The sequence below is a fragment of the Paeniglutamicibacter sp. Y32M11 genome (genome assembly GCF_019285735.1).
In the GTDB taxonomy this organism is placed as follows: Bacteria; Actinomycetota; Actinomycetes; order Actinomycetales; family Micrococcaceae; genus Paeniglutamicibacter.
Map to the genome: position 1 here is coordinate 2320246 of NZ_CP079107.1, position 16953 is coordinate 2337198.

Consider the following 16953-nt stretch of genomic DNA (forward strand, 5'->3'; position numbering starts at 1 on the left):
CACTCCCGAGGCTGAACTCACGCCGACCTTTTACGCATGCTTCGTGCGACTCGAGTGCTAGCTGCGAGGAGAACTGTTCATGTCGCATTCTGCCAAAATTAACTCAGAGGATTTTGCGACCCCGCCCATGGGAACACCCGACTCAGCAGTCCCCACGGCCGGTGCAGCAGCGGTTGTTTGATCTTCGCGATCAACACCAATTGCGGCGGTTCGGGAGCCGCTACCCCCGGACCTTTGACGCACGCATTGATCTTGGCAATGGTGATTCTTTGGGATGATCTGGTTGCCTCAAATGCCGTCTACTTTTCGCAACGTCCTTGGATAACGGCGCGCCTACCGATAAGTGTTCCCAATCAAAAAGGAACAGTTGAGCAAACGCCCTCGGGCAGAGGCAGGAAACCGAGCATTTCGGTTTTCAGATATGGCTACTTTCCGTTCTTTCGTGAAGAACGCCAGAAACCGATCCCGATATTGGAGACCGCATCAAGGGCCCAGATTCCGGTAACGACAATCACTGCCCACAAAGGGATCCGGGGCTCATCCCAGTCGGTGAGCACCAGCAGCGCGATGGCCACCAAGGACTGCACTACGCCCCAGATCAGTTGGCTTTGCGGACGCCATCGCAGCGGGTTAAAGAACTTTCGGAAGCGCTTCATGGCATGAGTATCGGGACGAACCGAATCGGTCAAGGATCCATTCCCGCGTGCTTCTGCATCCATCGAGCTGGCAACCGTTGCACCTAATCCGCGCGGTGCCACCAGACGTGCGGCCGGCGGGAGCTCGTCTTTCTCGGCATACTCCGCCAGCAACCCGCTACGCCCAAAAATTTCTAGGACCGAACTCAATTTCTCGATCGAACCGCTGCCGCCCAGGGCGTCATTAAGTTGGGTGATGGTCGAATCCCCGATGCCGTATTGGGCGAGTTGGGCAATGGATTCAAGATCCGGTGCAAGCCATTCACGCGCGAGGAACGCCGCGACCTCGGCCGATTTGGTACCCGGAGTCGCATCCAGCACCGGGTGAGCGGCAACTGACCAACCGTGGCCGAATCCTGGATAGCCATGCAGCTTCTTACTTTGACCTTTAAACCAAAAGACCATCGAGAACCGCGGGCCCATCCGAGAGAGCATGATGGCCGGGAATATGGACTTTGACAGCATAATTTCGGGCATGTAGCCCTCGTGGATAGCCACGTCAGCGTGTTCGGTACGGAAGTAGTGCCACGCTGTTTTGGTAACACCAGCAAAGCTCGCCACGTCAGATTCGCTGAAGGACCCCAGCAGTACCGAACGCCCACCGGTGGGCTGCTCGAGTGCCTCGTCGTTGATGGGTTCGCCGCTTTCGGCATCCACGCCTTCGAAGTCGGCGTAGCGTGCGCCGGTACCACGCTTCAACGCAATGGCGAAGCCCTCGATCTGCTGCCCAAAGCTGATTTCACCGGCCTCATCGGCCATCACGATGTACCCATCGGGGCTCACCGCGAGTGCCATCTCGACGACCGAGAGTTTTCCCCAAGAAACGGGGGCGGCCAGCAAGGAAACGCTATTGCGCGCTTGCAGGTTTTGCCTCACGCGTCGGTGGGAGTCTTCCCCACTGGGATCCTCAAAAATCAGTGCAAGGGAGGCGATCAGCCATTCGGGCTTTTCGCCTCCCTGCGTGCCTTGTGGGCTACTTACCAAGGAACTTCTCAAACCCCTTCGGCAAGTTCAGATCCGCGGGATCAAAGTCCTTGTTCCCGGCACCGAAGGCAGCTCCGGAGGGCGCCTTGGCCTTGTTGGCTTCCGCTGCGGCAAGCTGGGCTGCCTTGGCCGGATTGCCGAACTTCTGCTGCTTCTTCTTTGCATTTGACTTGGCAGCCTTTTTGGCTCCGCCGCGGCCGCCGGGCATGCCCGGGATGGCTCCGCCCGAGGCCAATTTCTTCATCATCTTTTGCGCCTCGCCGAAGCGCTCAAGCATCGAGTTGACCTCGGAAACGTGAACGCCCGAGCCCTTGGCGATGCGGGCGCGGCGTGAGCCGTTGATGATCTTCGGCGCAACACGCTCGTGCGGGGTCATCGAGCGAACGATGGCCTCGATGCGATCCATCTGCGACTCGTCGAACTGCTCGAGCTGCTGGCGGGAAATCTGTGATCCTGGCATCATGCCCAGGATCTTTTTCATCGAGCCCATCTTGCGGATCTGGGCCATTTGGGCCAGGAAGTCCTCGAGGGTGAAGTCTTCGCGGTCGGCGAACTTCTTCGCCATACGCTCGGCTTCGCCCTTGTCCCAATTGGCTTCGGCCTGTTCGATCAGGGTGAGGATGTCACCCATGTCCAGGATTCGGGAGGCCATACGGTCCGGGTGGAAGATTTCGAAATCATCGAGGTTCTCACCGGTGGAGGCGTACATGACCGGCTTGCCGGTGACCGAGGCGACCGAAAGTGCCGCACCACCGCGAGCATCACCATCAAGCTTGGTGAGCACCACGCCGGTGACCCCGACGCCGTCATTGAAGGCCTGGGCGGTGTTAACCGCGTCCTGACCGATCATGGCGTCGATGACAAAGAGGACCTCGTCCGGGTTGACGGCGGCGCGAATGTTCGCAGCCTGCTCCATCATTTCGGTATCGATGCCCAAGCGTCCGGCGGTATCAACGATGACCACGTCGTGCAGCTTGGCCCTGGCCTCGGCAACACCATCACGGGCCACGGCTACCGGGTCACCGGTGGCAGCCTCAAATTCGGAGGAGACACCGGGGTGCGGTGCGTAGACCGGCACGCCGGCACGTTCGCCGTTAACCTGCAGCTGCTTAACTGCGTTGGGACGCTGAAGGTCACAGGCCACCAGCAGCGGGGTGTGCCCCTGCGCCTTGAGGTGCTTGGCCAGCTTTCCCGCCAGCGTGGTCTTACCCGCACCCTGAAGGCCGGCGAGCATGATGACGGTGGGAGCAACCTTGGCAAGGTTCAGTCGACGGGTTTCCCCACCGAGGATGCCAACAAGTTCCTCGTTGACGATCTTGACGATCTGCTGTCCCGGGTTCAGCGAGGCCGAGACCTCTTCGCCCAGGGCGCGTTCCTTGACCTGCGCCACGAACGCGCGCACCACCGAAACGGCGACGTCGGCGTCGAGCAGGGCACGGCGGATTTCGCGGACGGTGCCGTCGATATCGGCCTCGGAAAGCCGTCCCTTGCCGCGAAGATTCTTGAAGGTGGATGTCAGGCGGTCGGAGAGTGAATTGAACACGTGCCGTGCACTTCTTTCGTTGTGGGCGTTAGGCGCGGTCTAACCCGCTGGACTCAACATCCAAGATTACCAACAACACGCCCCAGTTTTCTCAACACGTGGCAGTCTTGGAGAGTGAACCTTGAAACAAGTGGCCATGCAGGCAACCATGTACGCACATTATTGATCCTCGGAGCCTCCGGCGATTTGACCGGAAGACTGCTTCTTCCGGGTCTCGCTAGGCTCATCGGATCGGGCCGAGCTCCCGGCATCAAGCTGGCCGGAGCCGGTGGTCCTGGCTATTCCCAAGAGCAGTGGCAGCTGCGGGTGAACACGATTTGTGAGGAAGCCAAGAAGAACGCCACGCCTTCTGGAGCCACGGAGCTGGGCCTGATCGCCGACGATACACATTTTGCGGAACTTGATGTGACCAAGCCGGGAGAACTTGCCAACTTAGTGTCCCGGCTTGATGGCCCGGTGGCCATTTACTTTGCTTTGCCCCCGGCCGTGAGCCAGAAGGCGTGTGAGGTCTTGGAACCCGGGGAGCTCCCCGAGACCACCTTGCTGGTGATGGAAAAGCCGTTCGGCTCGGACCAACGCTCGGCACAGGAATTGAACCGTACCCTCATCCGTTTGGTTCCCGAAGAAAACATTCACCGGGTTGATCACTTCCTGGGCAAGGGCACCGTCTTTAACATTTTGGGGCTCCGCTTTGCCAACCGCTTATTGGAACCACTATTCACCGCCGAACATGTAGAGAAGATCGAGATCTTCTACGACGAGGAATTGGCCCTCGAGGAGCGCGCCGGTTATTACGACAAGGCCGGCGCCCTGCGCGACATGATCCAGTCGCATCTGCTCCAGATCCTGGGTCTACTCACCATGAATGCCCCGGCAACACTGGGCGAGCGCGATGTCCGTGATCACCTCGGCTCGGTCCTCCGGGCGACCGCATTGGCCGGCACCCCGGAAAATTCCACCCGTCGCGCCAGGTATACCGCCGGCACCTCGCTGGGCCGGGCCGTTCCCGATTACGCCTCCGAGAAGGGGGTGGATGCAACCCTGCAGACCGAAACTCTGGCCGAGGTAACGCTGAATATCAACAACTCACGCTGGGCCGGGGTGCCCTTCATCCTGCGCGCCGGCAAGGCGTTAGGAAAGGCGCGCAAGGAAGCGATCATCACCTTCCGTCCGGTGTCGCACCTACCGACCGGGTTCAAGGGCTCAGACGCCCCCACCACGCTGCGGATCGGTTTTGGACCCGACACGCTGGAATTGGATCTGGACGTGAATGGGCCCGGCGATTTGTACACCTTGGACGCCGTGACCATGGTCGCCGAGCTCAACTCCCCCGATCTGCTGCCCTACGGTGAAGTCTTGCTCGGTGTGATCTCCGGAGATCCGACGCTGTCGGTACGCGGGGATACGGCCGAGGAATGCTGGCGCATCGTGGATCCCATCCTTGCCGCCTGGGCCAAAAATGCCGTTCCACTCGATGAATACAGCGCCGGCTCCAACGGCCCCACGGCATGGGAAACCAGCGGAGCTAAGAAAAAGTAGTCCGCTGCGGCTTGCGTCTTACCAGTGGTCCCCGCGAGCAACGGCCAGCACGATGTTGGGTACCGGATTCCGGTACCCAACATCGTCATTTAACCCTCCCTGCCGCTAAGACCTCCGGCATAAGAGAGCGCTGCGGGCCTCGGCAAAGCAGTGCAGGAAACGTGATTAACCACCAATCCGCTGACGCTCTTAGGGAAACTCCCGCTGAGTGCGGTTGGCCACTCGGAAATCACTACACGAAGCAAATACCGCTAATCTGTGGGGTTTCGTGGACCGTGCCCCCAAGAATTCTGCTGCCCACGCCTCGCCGCCATGTGGCGCGTCCACATGTGCGCCAAGGGGACGTAGGCAATACGGTAGGTAAAGGACACTTTTGCGTTGGCATCCCCGACGCTATCGATCTCCCTATTTCATCACGCCCTTTACGGGCGCGACAGCCCCGACACAAAGGCTAGATTTTGAACGGCAACGCAACGTTTCGGCACCATAATTCGGCTCTTCTTGCCGTCACCAGCGTGCAAGCTCCGGTGGTCATGACCTCCAAGGCCTTTGACGAACGCCTGGCCCCTAGCCTGAAACGGCTGCGCCTCTCAAAACGATTGCTCGAACGTGTTGCGGGCGTGATGGAACGCCGTTGGTGGGCCGAGGGGACCAGCTTTGATGATGCTGCAGTTGAGGCCGGTGGCAAAGCGATGGCCGAAGCCGGTATCGATGCGAGCCAAATTGGCCTGCTAATCAATACCTCCGTCACCCGCAAGAACCTCGAACCGTCCGTGGCGTCCAGGGTCCACCATGAACTCGGTTTGCCCTCCTCCGCGATGAACTTCGACGTGGCCAACGCCTGCCTCGGCTTTGTGAATGGCATGAACCTGGCCGCCAACATGATCGACTCCGGACAGATCAAGTACGCCCTTGTGGTCGCCGGCGAAGATGCCCAGCCGACCCAGGAAACCACCTTTGCTCGACTCAACGCCGAGACCTCCACCCGGGAAGATTACCTGCGCGAGTTCGCCACCCTCACCCTGGGTTCGGGAGCCGCTGCGGCGGTAATCGGCCCGGCCGATGCTCACCCCGGCGCACACCGCATTCTTGGCGGCGTGTCCCGCGCGGGTACCGAGCACCACGAACTCTGTGTTGGTGGCCCCTCGGGCATGTACACCGACACCAAGGGCCTACTGGATAACGGTCTGGAACTGGTGGTCAACGCCTGGGACGAGGCCCACGAATCGGGCTGGGACTGGAAGTCGATGGATCGCTACGTGACCCACCAGGTATCCAATTCCTACACCAATGCCATCATCAAGGCCGTGGGCCTGGTCCGCGACCGAGTGCCGATCACGTTCCCCAAGTGGGGCAATGTGGGACCCGCGTCCCTACCCATGACGCTGTCGCAGGAAGCCAAGACCCTGAAGCCCGGCGATCGGGTGCTCTGCATGGGCGTGGGCTCCGGGCTGAACACCGCCATGATGGAGCTGGCCTGGTGACTGAGATTTTTCCCGGCGTGTTGCGCTCTTCCTCGCGCACGCTCATGGTTCCGTCGACCACCGCCGTGGACGCACCCGGAACCACCCACCAGTGGCACCTCCTGGACAATGAAGCAGAGCTTGCCGCGGCGGGCGTAACCCCCATCGGCACCCTGCTCTGTGTGCACGGCAACCCCACCTGGTCCTACCTGTGGCGCAGCCTGCTGAACCACGTTCGCGAACACCAACTGCCCTGGCGCGTGGTGGCAGTTGACCAGCTGGACATGGGATTCTCCACCCGCACCGGAGTTTTCCGCCGCCTTGCAGATCGGGTTAATGACCTGTCCGATCTCACCAAGACTCTGGATCTGGCCGGACCGGTCACCACGGTGGGACACGACTGGGGAGGCATTATTTCCCTGGGCTGGGCCCTGAAACACCCCGAGCTGCTGGCCAACGTGGTGCTCACCAATACCGCGGTGCACCCGGCGGGCTTCGAACTTCCCGCCGCCCTGAAGTTGGCCTCACACCCCGCGGTTCACCCATGGGGCACCAAAACCACCGACGCCTTCCTGCGCACCACCCATTCCTTGGCCCATCCGGCCCTGGAACCACAGATTCGCCGCAGCTTCATGTCTCCGTATGTGTCATCGGCACGACGCACCGGCGTAGCAAACTTCGTGGCCGATATTCCCTTCACCAAAGATCACCCGAGCCGACCGGCGCTGAACGATATTTCCGAAGGTATCCGCCAGCTCACCGTCCCCGCCCTGCTGCTCTGGGGGCCCAAGGACCCGGTATTCTCCGACCGCTACCTCAGAGATCTGATCTTCCGACTCCCCCACGCGTCGGTGCACCGTTTTGAGGGTGCCGGGCACCTGCTGCCCGAGGACCGCGACGTGGCCACCCCGATTTTCGACTGGCTCACAAATAACACCCAGCAGCACGAGGCAAACCGTGCCAGCACATTGGCTAACTACCGCCCGATGCTGGCCGAGCTGGATGAACGCACGGCGGATCAAAGCCTCGCGGTACTAGACATCAACCCACCCATGTCCCTGTCCTGGTCCGAGTTGGGCACCAGGGTTAATTCCCTGGCCCGCGGCTTGTCCCAGATCGGCGTCGGCCCAGGTAAGCGTGTGAATCTCCTGGTCCCGCCGGGCATTGAACTCACCTCCCTGATCTACGCCTGCCTGCGCCTGGGCGCCGTCATCGTGGTGGCAGATGCGGGCCTGGGCACCAAGGGCCTGGGCCGCGCCATCCGCGGCGCAGGACCCAGCTATCTGATCGGCATCGACCGCGCGCTGTCCGGGGCACGGTTCCTGAACTGGCCCGGGATTCGCATCAGCGTAAATGACCTGCCGACGGCCAAGCGCAAGCTACTGGGCGTCAAGCACACCATCAACGAGCTGCTCACCGCCGGTGCGACCAGCGAAGCTGCGCGGCAGCAGATCCCGGCCGCAGATCCGGATGCCGATGCCGCGGTGCTCTTCACCTCCGGTTCCACCGGCCCGGCCAAGGGCGTGGTTTATACCCACCGCCAGCTCGCGGCCATGCGGGACACCCTAGCGCAGACCTACAACCTGCGCGCCGGCTCCGCCCTGGTGGCGGGCTTTGCGCCCTTTGCCCTGCTGGGTCCGGCCTTGGGTGCCACCTCGGTGACCCCGGACATGGATGTCACGGCCCCGCGCACGCTCACCGCGCAGGCTCTGGCCAATGCCGCGGCGGCCGTGGATGCCACCACCGTCTTCGCTTCGCCCGCCGCACTGGCCAATGTCTTGGCAACGGCAGATCAGCTCACCGCCGCACAGCGGACGGCACTGGCCAAGGTGGACCTGTTGCTTTCGGCCGGGGCACCGATCCCGGAACCGTTGTTGGACAGGGTCCAAGCATTGGTGCCCGCAGCCGCGGTACACACCCCCTACGGGATGACCGAGGCACTTCCCGTCACAGACATCGACCTGCCCGGCATCCGTGCCGCGGGTAGTGGAAATGGTGTCTGTGTCGGCACCCCGGTCTCCGGTGCCCAGGTGGCCATCGCCGCACTGAATGCCGACGGTTCCGCCTCTGCCGAACCCCTGAGTAGCCCGAACGTGACCGGAGAAATCCTGGTGCGGGCACCGCATGTGAAGGACCGCTATGACAGGCTCTGGATCACCGAAAACATCAGCACCTCCATTCCCGGCTGGCACCGCACCGGGGACGTGGGGCACCTTGATGCTTCCGGACGACTTTGGGTGGAAGGACGACTGGGCCATGTGTTGCTCACCCCCAACGGTCCCAGCACACCCGTTGCGGCAGAACATGCCGCCGAATCGGTGAACGGTACCGGCCGGGCGGCACTGGTGGGCGTGGGCCCCGCCGGCACTCAGGCCGCGGTATTGATCATGGAAACGGTGCCAGCGGCCAAACGCTCCGCCCCCGCAACGCCGGAGCTGGCTCGGGCAGTTCGCGCGGCCGTCGCGGCCACCGGCACCAGCGTCTCGGCCGTTTTGGTGGTTCCGGAGTTACCCACCGACATCAGGCACAACTCCAAGATCGATCGGGCCGCGCTGGCCCGATGGGCCACGCAGACTCTGGCCGGCGGACGGATCCGCAACCCATGAGCGAAAATACCGGCGATGGCAGCGTAAAAAATGTCTTGGTCACCGGCGCCAGCGGGCTACTCGGTGGCGCCGTCGCGGCATTATTGCGCGCCCAGGGTCACCGGGTGCGGACCTTTCAGCGTCGACCCTCCCCCGGTGCCACGGATGAGGTGCTCGGTTCCCTGACCGATCCGGCCGCCGTGCGCCGTGCCGTCACCGGCATGGATGCGGTCATCCACCTGGCGGCGAAGGTTTCCTTCACCGGTTCCTGGCACGACTTCGTGGCCACCAACATCACCGGCACCACCACCCTGCTTGAGGCGGCGCAGAACGCGGGAATACGCGACTTCGTGTTCGTTTCCTCCCCGTCGGTGGCACACTTCGGTGCAGCGATCACCGGGGCCGGCGCCGGGGTAGCGAATCCCGATCTGGCGCACGGGAATTACGCGCGTTCCAAGGCCGCTGCCGAGCTCGCTGCTCTGGCCGCTGACCGCGCCGATTTCCGCGTGACGGCCATTAGGCCGCACGTGGTCTGGGGTCCCGGGGACACCCAATTGGTGGAGCGCGTGATTCAGCGTGCCAAGGATTCTCGGCTTCCCCTGCTTGATGGCGGGGCAGCGCTGATTGATACCACCTACATCGACAATGCGGCATCGGCCATCGTGCGCGGACTCGAGCGGATGGATCACGCCCACGGGCGAGCCCTGGTGGTCACCAATGGCGAACCGCGGCCGGTGGGCGAGCTCATGGCGGGGATTTGTGTGGCTGGCGGCGCCAAGGCTCCAGCCTTCAGCGTTCCGGGCTGGTTGGCACGCGGTGCTGGTTCGGTCATCGAGCGCATCTGGCAGGCCGCCGGAGCCGCGCATTTGGTGAACGATGAACCGCCGATGACCAAGTTCCTGGCCGAACAGCTCTCCACCGCCCATTGGTTTGACCAGCGCGAAACCCGCGAGGTGCTCGACTGGGTTCCTACGGTCGGCCTTGATGAGGGGCTCGAGCGGCTTGCTGCCTACTATGGCGCAGGGTGCACGAAGAACAACTCAAACTAACGGATTGTGCTTTTGACCCGGTGGTGATCGAGTCGGCCCGTTTGGCACGGGAGCCTCTGACTTTCCACGGCGGACGGCGAATTGCAGTTGTGGGGCAGGACATTGTGCGGTTTCCTGCGTTGTGGCGGGTCGTTCAACGACGGCTCGCTAGAACCATGGGTTATTGACCATTTTCAAAGGTTCAGTCGGTAGCGTGTAGTCAACGAGGTTTCCATCCTCGCCCTTGATGCAAAGGAACTTCATTCGATGCCATCTTTGAACCCCGACAGCACAATCAGCACCTCCGAGTTGTTGGTGAGCCGACCAGCTTCCACCCTGCCCAACGCCATTCCAGCGTTCATGGTGACGTGGTCGGTGGAGGAAGAATTCGGTGGAATGACGGCCATGTGCCTGAAGCGCTCGGGGATGTTCCACGATCGCGGTATTCCGAGCGCGGTCGTCACGTTTGACGCTAGGCCAGATCTGCAACGAATCCGCACGATTCTTACCGAGAATGGGAAGCTGAATCCCGCGGTTCCGTTGTTGAACTTGCACGAATACTATGCGGGTCGTTATCCCACTGCGCCACAAAAGGCCTCCATTCGTCCGCGTGGAACTGACGTCACCTGGACCGAAACCGAACGGTTGACTCGCCCGGTCGATCAGACGCTGTTCTGCATCGTCGAAGAATCGCCCATGAACAACCAATTGTCCCGTCGCACTTACTTCCGGACTGATCAAAGTCCTTATCTTGTGGATATCAAGGTCCCCAACCCTCGTGCGCCCGACGCGCCTTCACGGTATTTACAGCTACTGGCCGCCGAGGGGTCCGCGATTGCCGAATTCTCCAGCGCAGCGCAACTCTACCGACATTGGCTCACCGAAATCGTGGATCAAACCGGTGCCGACATCATCGTGGATAGTAAGTATTCCGCCGCGTTCCTCAACCTCTGGCATCACCCGACGGCACTGAAGTTCTACAACTTCCACAGCACCCATATCGAGGCGGGTCAGGATACCCAGACCGGAAGACTCACGACCGCCCACGAAAAGATCATCAAGAATCGTGATGACTGGGACGGCCTGACCTTCCTCACCGAGTCGCAGCGGACGGCATTCCTCGGACGGTTTAGTGGGGCATCAAATACCCAAGTCATCGGCAATCCCGTGGATGGAGCGGAGACATTTCCGGCCTTTAAGCTACGCGAGCCCACCGAAGTACTGCACGTGGGCCGCCTCACCAAGGGCAAGAATCTCCAGACTGCCATCGAAATCGTCGAAGCCGTCGCGGCCTCCGGCACCCCCGTGCACTTAAATCTCATCGGTGACGGCGACCAGCGCCAGATGCTTCAAGATTTTGTCAGCACCCGCGGTATCGAACATTTAGTGACCTTCCACGGCTTTGTGGATGATGTCAGCAATCGGTTGGATGCTGCCCGAGTGTTGTTGTTGTGTAGCAAGTTTGAGGGCCAACCGTTGGCTGTCATGGAGGCGCAGGCGCATGGCTGTGTACCCATCGCCTTCGACGTAGATTTTGGTCCACGGGACATGATCAATCATCAGCACAACGGATTCCTGTTTTCCCTCAATGACAAGGAGTCCGCCGCAGCCGCGCTGTCCCTGCTGCTCAACGACGACGCTTTATGCGCCACCATGTCTCAGGCAGCATTTACCTCTGCAAAGGCCTTTGGCAGCAACGAGAATTTTGCTCGCTGGCAGGAAGCCAGAGACAAGGCTCGCATCAACAAGAAAATCCGCGACGAACTCACCGCCTACGCCGCCCGACTGGCCGGTATTCGGTTCCATGCGGACGGCGACTTCGACGTGGACGTCGCGTTAGATGCGTCGCCCGATAGGCTCACTGGCCTTGAGTTGTCGATTCGTGAACGAGGCAACGTCGGAGACCCACAGGAGAAGCTGGTGCCGTATCGAGAAGCCGAAGGAATCTACTCGTTTAGAGTCGCAGCGGGGATGAGGACAGCGTTCCCTGGTGGCGAAGCCTTAGACCTCAGTGTGGAAATCTCCGTGGATGGGTTAGCCCGATCCATCCGGCTTGGAGCTGGTCCCCGGGTCCAGGCCGTGCCCTATTTAACGAAGTATGGAAACCTGAGCATCAAGTAACGTCCACAGAATCGTTGCATTTTACTGTCTTTTGCTGTGCTTTCCGGACACGATGGCGGAAGATGGAACGTCATCAGACCGCTTTTGAGCTTCACCCAAGGAGAAGATGACCGGACGCTGGCAGGTCCAGCAAGCCAAATACACAGGTAACTGTGAAAAATTAGTCTGTGAAGTTACAGCGACCGGCAAATTCGAGCCCAACAGCCGCTTGGCCGGACGACGAAACAAACCGGCGTCAGTAGGCATTGAGAGGCAGGTAATTATGAAGGATTGGCTGCGACAACAGCTTAAGGGAGCCATCGTCTCGAAGCCAGGCGTGCAGACCCGACGGTGGTTGGGGCTCGCCGGGTCTCCCGTGGCCAACCACGAAATAGATAGCATTCCCGTAGCGGGTGATGTTGTTGTTTACTTTAGCGATCTAGTAAACAAGTCCTACCAGCTTGAACAGTGGTTGCCCACCTTGGAACGGCTCCATGAGACACATCGAGTGGTCCTGGTATTCCGCAAGGTCCCGACGCTGCGTCATTTCCGGAAACTCACTAAACTGCCGAAGATCTTTGTGCGCCGGTTGGAGGATCTTGTTAGCCTCTACGCAGCAAATGACTTCAGGCTTTGCCTTTACGTCAATAACGGCGTGGCAAATTTTCAGTCCCTCAGCGTACCGAACTTGGTGCACGTTCATATCAACCATGGGGAGAGCGATAAGTTGTCCATGGTGTCGAACCAAGCAAAGGCCTACGACAGAACGTTTGTTGCCGGACCCGCAGCCGTGGAACGACACAAGGCGGTATTGTCGGATTTCGATATGAATAAACTCATCAGCGTGGGACGTCCACAGCTCGATTCGCAGTTTGTATCAACGTTGCCGCAGTTTCCAGGACGAACCATCATGTACGCTCCCACGTGGGAAGGCGAGAACGAGGCCAACAATTACACTTCGATGGATCTCTTTGGCTTGAACATCATTGAGTCCCTCGTCGCGATCCCCAACACCAGGGTCATTTACAAGCCGCATCCTCGCATTGCAACCTCAAACACTGCAGCGATAGCCAGTGCGCACACCAGCATTTGCGAACTGTTGGAACGGGCGAATGCCGTAGGTGCTCAGCATGAGGTGATCGAAACGGGAAACATCCTCGACATCTTTGAAGATGTTGATGCACTGGTGACAGATGTATCCAGTGTCGGTTTGGACTACTTGTATCTCCATCCCGAAAATCCCTTGATCTTGACGGACCGTCGCGACAACATTGACAAGCTACATCGAGACGTTCCGGTCAGCCGAGCGTGCCCGGTGATCAGCGAGTCAAGTCGCGAATCGACGCTGGGTCGAATGCCGGAACTCCTGGCCACGACTCACGCGCAGGAACGGAAAGAGCTTCGTGACTTCTACTTTGGCACGAAGGGACGTGGCGCTTCCACCCATGCGTTTATCTCAGCCGTTGATGCACTCATTGAACAGCGGGCCACCGAGTTGCGGGCCAAAAAGCACAACGCCGAGGCCACAGTGCCATTGCGCATAGTCTGATCTCTGCTCGGCCGACGCCGACACGGCAATCGGACCATGGGCTAAGTGCATGTCTCGTTCGGACGCTCCCACGCCGACCGGGTTGGATCTTGTTGCTCGGCGGAGCGAACATTTCTCGGGCCGTGTCGCCTAATTCAACCCGGGCGAAACCTGCTCCGAGCGGTGAATCTCCCAGCCTCCCGTCAGCGCCCTGAGCTCTCGATCCGAGTATTCCCCATGCACGGGCGGCGCGCCTAGGGTGATAAATCTCTAGTACCAGAGGACTAGACCCAGATAGACTTGAGAACTACTCCCATCATCTCCTAGCGAAACGAAGGCACAATCTTTGAGCCCCAAGAGCTGGTCCCCCGTTCCAGTAATCCCGCCTCTAAAAAAACGACTCAAGAAAGTATTGGCTCCCGCAGCAAAGCGAGCATTGCCAACATTGTCACGAATAGCGGCTACCACTACCGCGAAGACGAAACCCTCCACCGCGACGGCTCCCCCTGCAGATGAAGCTTTCATCCATGCCTACCGCGCACTTGAACGCGAATTTCCGGAAGCCGATTCTCACGGCAACGGGAAAGAAAAAAACCCACCGACCAAAGCTGCTGTTGCACTGAAGGTCGAGGCTGCGCGTAAGGCCAAATCAAGCACGGTAAATCTGGATGAGCTGGCTCGTGGTTCATCCCTAGACCAATCAGTACTTACCGGAGTTCGTCAACTGATCAGCGACGGGGAACGCAACAAGGCCGTTGCCGTCGGTCATTCCCTGCGAAAGAATCCTGCAACCAGCACCATCGGTGCCGCGGCATTAGGCGTCGGACTGCTAGCCAGCTCCGGCCCGACCAACGCTTGGCCGGTATTTTCCGAGATCGCCAACACCTCGGCCTCGGAACCTGTCGCGGATGAACTGTACACAGCAGCATTTGGTGCTCTTGGCGCGGATGCCGTGTCCATCCTTGACGCAGATATCGAATCTGGCCGCATTCGGCGTTGGAGCGCTGGTACGCTGCTGCACGTTGCACAAAAGGCGCTAGTTCGAGGCCTGACAGATCAGGCACGAATCCTGATTGCCGCGGCACAAGAGCTTCCCTCGGGTAGCACGAGCAAGTACATCAGCAAAGAGCTGATACGCCTCGCCACGTGGCTTCCCGAAGGCAGCCGACGAGCAGAAATTCCCGTCACCGCAGGAACCATCAATTACGGCATCATGGGTTACCAGCAGCCGGATGTCACCTCCCGCAACATCGGTGACTACATCCAAACAGTGGCCTCCATGGGTCACATTATCCGCCAGCAGAATTTCAGCTTCACCGGTAATCCGGAGATCACCGAATTCGCAGAAGAACTTCGGTCAACCGTCAAGCCGGAACGAGTGGTTGACGGGCCTGCTGCGACGTTGAATCTCTTTGAGCTCAACCGTGACGGCAACCCCTATCAGGCGTTGCCCGAGAAGACCTGGGCGTTGACGTTTGGGTGGTACATGCACCATACGTTCCATCAGGGCTTCGGAATCCCGTTCCACAAGAACCTCCGTCCGATCCTGCTCTCCGTTTATGTTCGGTACCCGACCATGTTGACGCCGGAGGCCATCGATTATCTGCGCAAGTATGCACCAGTGGGTTGCCGCGACTGGCAGAGCGTTGCCCTGCTCCGCGCCGTCGGCGTTCCAGCCTTCTTCTCCGGCTGCTTAACGACCACTATCGATACGGTATTTAGGCGCGACGGCGAGGACACACGGGACAAGACCATCTTCGTTGATGCTCCGCAAACGGGTCCCGGTGAATCACGAACCCAGGCACAAACCGGCATTCGGTCCCTCTCCTTCGTGGAGAACCTCAAGCTGGCCCGGGAATGGGTGTCTCACTACCACCTTGAATACAAGACCGTGGTGACCTCACGTCTTCATTGTTTCCTCCCGGCGCGTTCGGTTGGATCATCGGTGACCTTCCTGCCGAAGAACCGCTCGGACAATCGATTCGGCGGTCTCATCGACACCACCGATGAGGCGTTTGACCGTATTCGGCAGGGCATTCTCGATAAGGCTTCGACGATGCTTCAAACCATCGCGTCCGGTGTTAGTGAAGAGGACGTGTATGCGAAGTGGGCCGAAATCTGTGCTCCTGCCATGGCGGAAGCAGACGCGTATCTTGCTTCTGCCAAGCTCCGCGTCCTGGACACCCAAGAGGTCGCTCGAGTAGTTTCCTCGCTCGCGACAGCTGGCCTCGAGTCCACGGATGCCACCGGCAATGCTCTCAACGTTGTCATTGACGTTCGAAAAGGCGAGTTGAAGCATGTCCCGACGCTGGTGCGATCCATCGCCGCACATAATTCAGCTCCCATCAAGGTCTGGATTGTCTACGTTGAGAGCACAGATACCGAGCGTGAAGAATTACTCGCTCAGGATCTTCCCCTGCCCATCAGCTGGATCAGTCCCGTTGCCTCCACCTTCGAATCATTCGAAAACAGTCTGAAGCACGCCACGCGGCATGAACTGATGCTTGCACTGGCCGCGGAAGCCTTGCCGAATGTCGAGACGGCAGTATTCCTTCCGGCTTCCTCCTTGATTCGCTCGGACCTTTCGGCATTGGCCGAACAGCTCCCGGCAGATCATCACCTGCTGAGGGCAGGTGATGACCGGCATCATGGCCGTGCCAGCGGGCTGGATCTGATCCGACGCGTTGCAAGCCGACAGGGCAAAGACAATCGCAAGGCTCTCGAGTTCATATTCGGCACGCACCGAGAGTTGGCCGGCGACTTCACCACGTTCGACCCGAACGTTATGGTCATGAATCTCGATCGTGCGCGACTTGAGAACCTTAGCGGTCGCCTCATTCCACTCATTCTCGATTACGGGATGACCTACCGTGAGGCCATCAATGTCGCGATCGGATCGAACCGAAGCGAACTCGATATCTCCTGGAATCATGCCCCCGGTTACGAGGTCCAAGAAGATCCGGCCCTGGTGAACTGGCGTGATACGAGCAAACCGTGGAGCGGTATGGCAACTCCATTTGCAGATGAATGGAATGCTTCCTAACCACCCCTTAAACCGCGGTGTTCCTGAAAAGAACGTCCCGGCCCGGGGAATGAATAGCTAGAGATGCTCCCGATCGGTCTGAATAATAGGTATGAAAACCTGTTATCAGCCGGTCGGGAGCATTTTTTAAGTTGCTGACGAACCGGAAGCGAACGTGGCTTTGGGCCATCCTGCCTGAGGCGGGCGTCGATCCGTGAGCGCGAACACGCTCATCCGGCAGGCGTTTCTGCGTTCTTCGCCCTCGTCGGGCACTGAGGGCCCGTGTGCGTCCCTAGCGCCACGGATGAAGGCACTGACCATCCCTTGCCGATATCGGGGCGCAGGTTGAGCGACGAGGCTTTGCTATCCATCATGGCGCCCCATCCCGACGTGCTGGTCCGGCTTGAGATGAGTGCCACCGGTGCTGGTCCGCGAGGCCAACGGGCGACCTCAGTTCCAAAACGAA

General features: G+C 59.9%; 9 protein-coding genes. 7 read left to right on the forward strand and 2 right to left on the reverse strand.

Translation table 11 applies throughout. The features are described 5' to 3' along the window. Positions 1–425: 425 nt before the first annotated feature. Positions 426–1679, reverse strand: coding sequence for a hypothetical protein (locus tag KUF55_RS10260; RefSeq protein ID WP_218816561.1), 1254 nt, complete (start codon positions 1677–1679; stop codon positions 426–428). Beyond that, positions 1669–3222 carry a signal recognition particle protein gene (gene ffh / locus KUF55_RS10265; protein WP_132357952.1) on the reverse strand — a complete coding sequence of 518 codons (1554 nt, stop codon included), beginning with the start codon at positions 3220–3222 and terminating at the stop codon, positions 1669–1671. The genes KUF55_RS10260 and ffh overlap by 11 nt, the downstream gene beginning before the upstream one ends. Before the next feature lie 114 nt (positions 3223–3336). Here ffh and KUF55_RS10270 point away from each other — a divergent pair, with 114 nt between their 5' ends. The 7 genes from KUF55_RS10270 to KUF55_RS10300 all read left to right on the forward strand — a co-directional run bounded on the left by KUF55_RS10270 (position 3337) and on the right by KUF55_RS10300 (position 16508). Continuing rightward, a complete protein-coding gene (locus KUF55_RS10270; RefSeq protein ID WP_218816562.1) occupies positions 3337–4761 on the forward strand; it encodes a glucose-6-phosphate dehydrogenase in 1425 nt (474 codons plus the stop codon). A gap of 458 nt (positions 4762–5219) precedes the next feature. Continuing rightward, positions 5220–6245, forward strand: coding sequence for a 3-oxoacyl-ACP synthase III (locus KUF55_RS10275; RefSeq protein ID WP_218816563.1), 1026 nt, complete (start codon positions 5220–5222; stop codon positions 6243–6245). Next, on the forward strand, positions 6242–8830 hold the full coding sequence (locus tag KUF55_RS10280) for an alpha/beta fold hydrolase (RefSeq protein ID WP_370630909.1): 2589 nt from the start codon (positions 6242–6244) through the stop codon (positions 8828–8830). Before KUF55_RS10275 ends, KUF55_RS10280 begins: the two co-directional genes overlap by 4 nt. After that, the gene (locus KUF55_RS10285; RefSeq protein WP_218816564.1) at positions 8827–9858 is read left to right on the forward strand and encodes an NAD(P)-dependent oxidoreductase; all 1032 of its coding nucleotides are present in this window, start codon (positions 8827–8829) and stop codon (positions 9856–9858) included. Before KUF55_RS10280 ends, KUF55_RS10285 begins: the two co-directional genes overlap by 4 nt. Before the next feature lie 246 nt (positions 9859–10104). Further along, positions 10105–11958, forward strand: a complete 1854-nt coding sequence (locus KUF55_RS10290; protein WP_218816565.1) for a glycosyltransferase — start codon at positions 10105–10107, stop codon at positions 11956–11958. A gap of 106 nt (positions 11959–12064) precedes the next feature. Continuing rightward, positions 12065–13486, forward strand: coding sequence for a CDP-glycerol glycerophosphotransferase family protein (locus KUF55_RS10295; RefSeq protein WP_218816566.1), 1422 nt, complete (start codon positions 12065–12067; stop codon positions 13484–13486). 391 nt (positions 13487–13877) lie between these two features. Further along, positions 13878–16508, forward strand: coding sequence for a hypothetical protein (locus KUF55_RS10300; protein WP_218816567.1), 2631 nt, complete (start codon positions 13878–13880; stop codon positions 16506–16508). Positions 16509–16953: the final 445 nt, after the last annotated feature.

Coding starts and splice junctions, on each gene's coding strand:
- KUF55_RS10285 (WP_218816564.1), top strand. CDS start 8,827: ATGAGCGAAAATACCGGCGATGGCAGCGTAAAAAATGTCTTGGTCACC.
- KUF55_RS10290 (WP_218816565.1), top strand. CDS start 10,105: ATGCCATCTTTGAACCCCGACAGCACAATCAGCACCTCCGAGTTGTTG.
- KUF55_RS10295 (WP_218816566.1), top strand. CDS start 12,065: ATGACCGGACGCTGGCAGGTCCAGCAAGCCAAATACACAGGTAACTGT.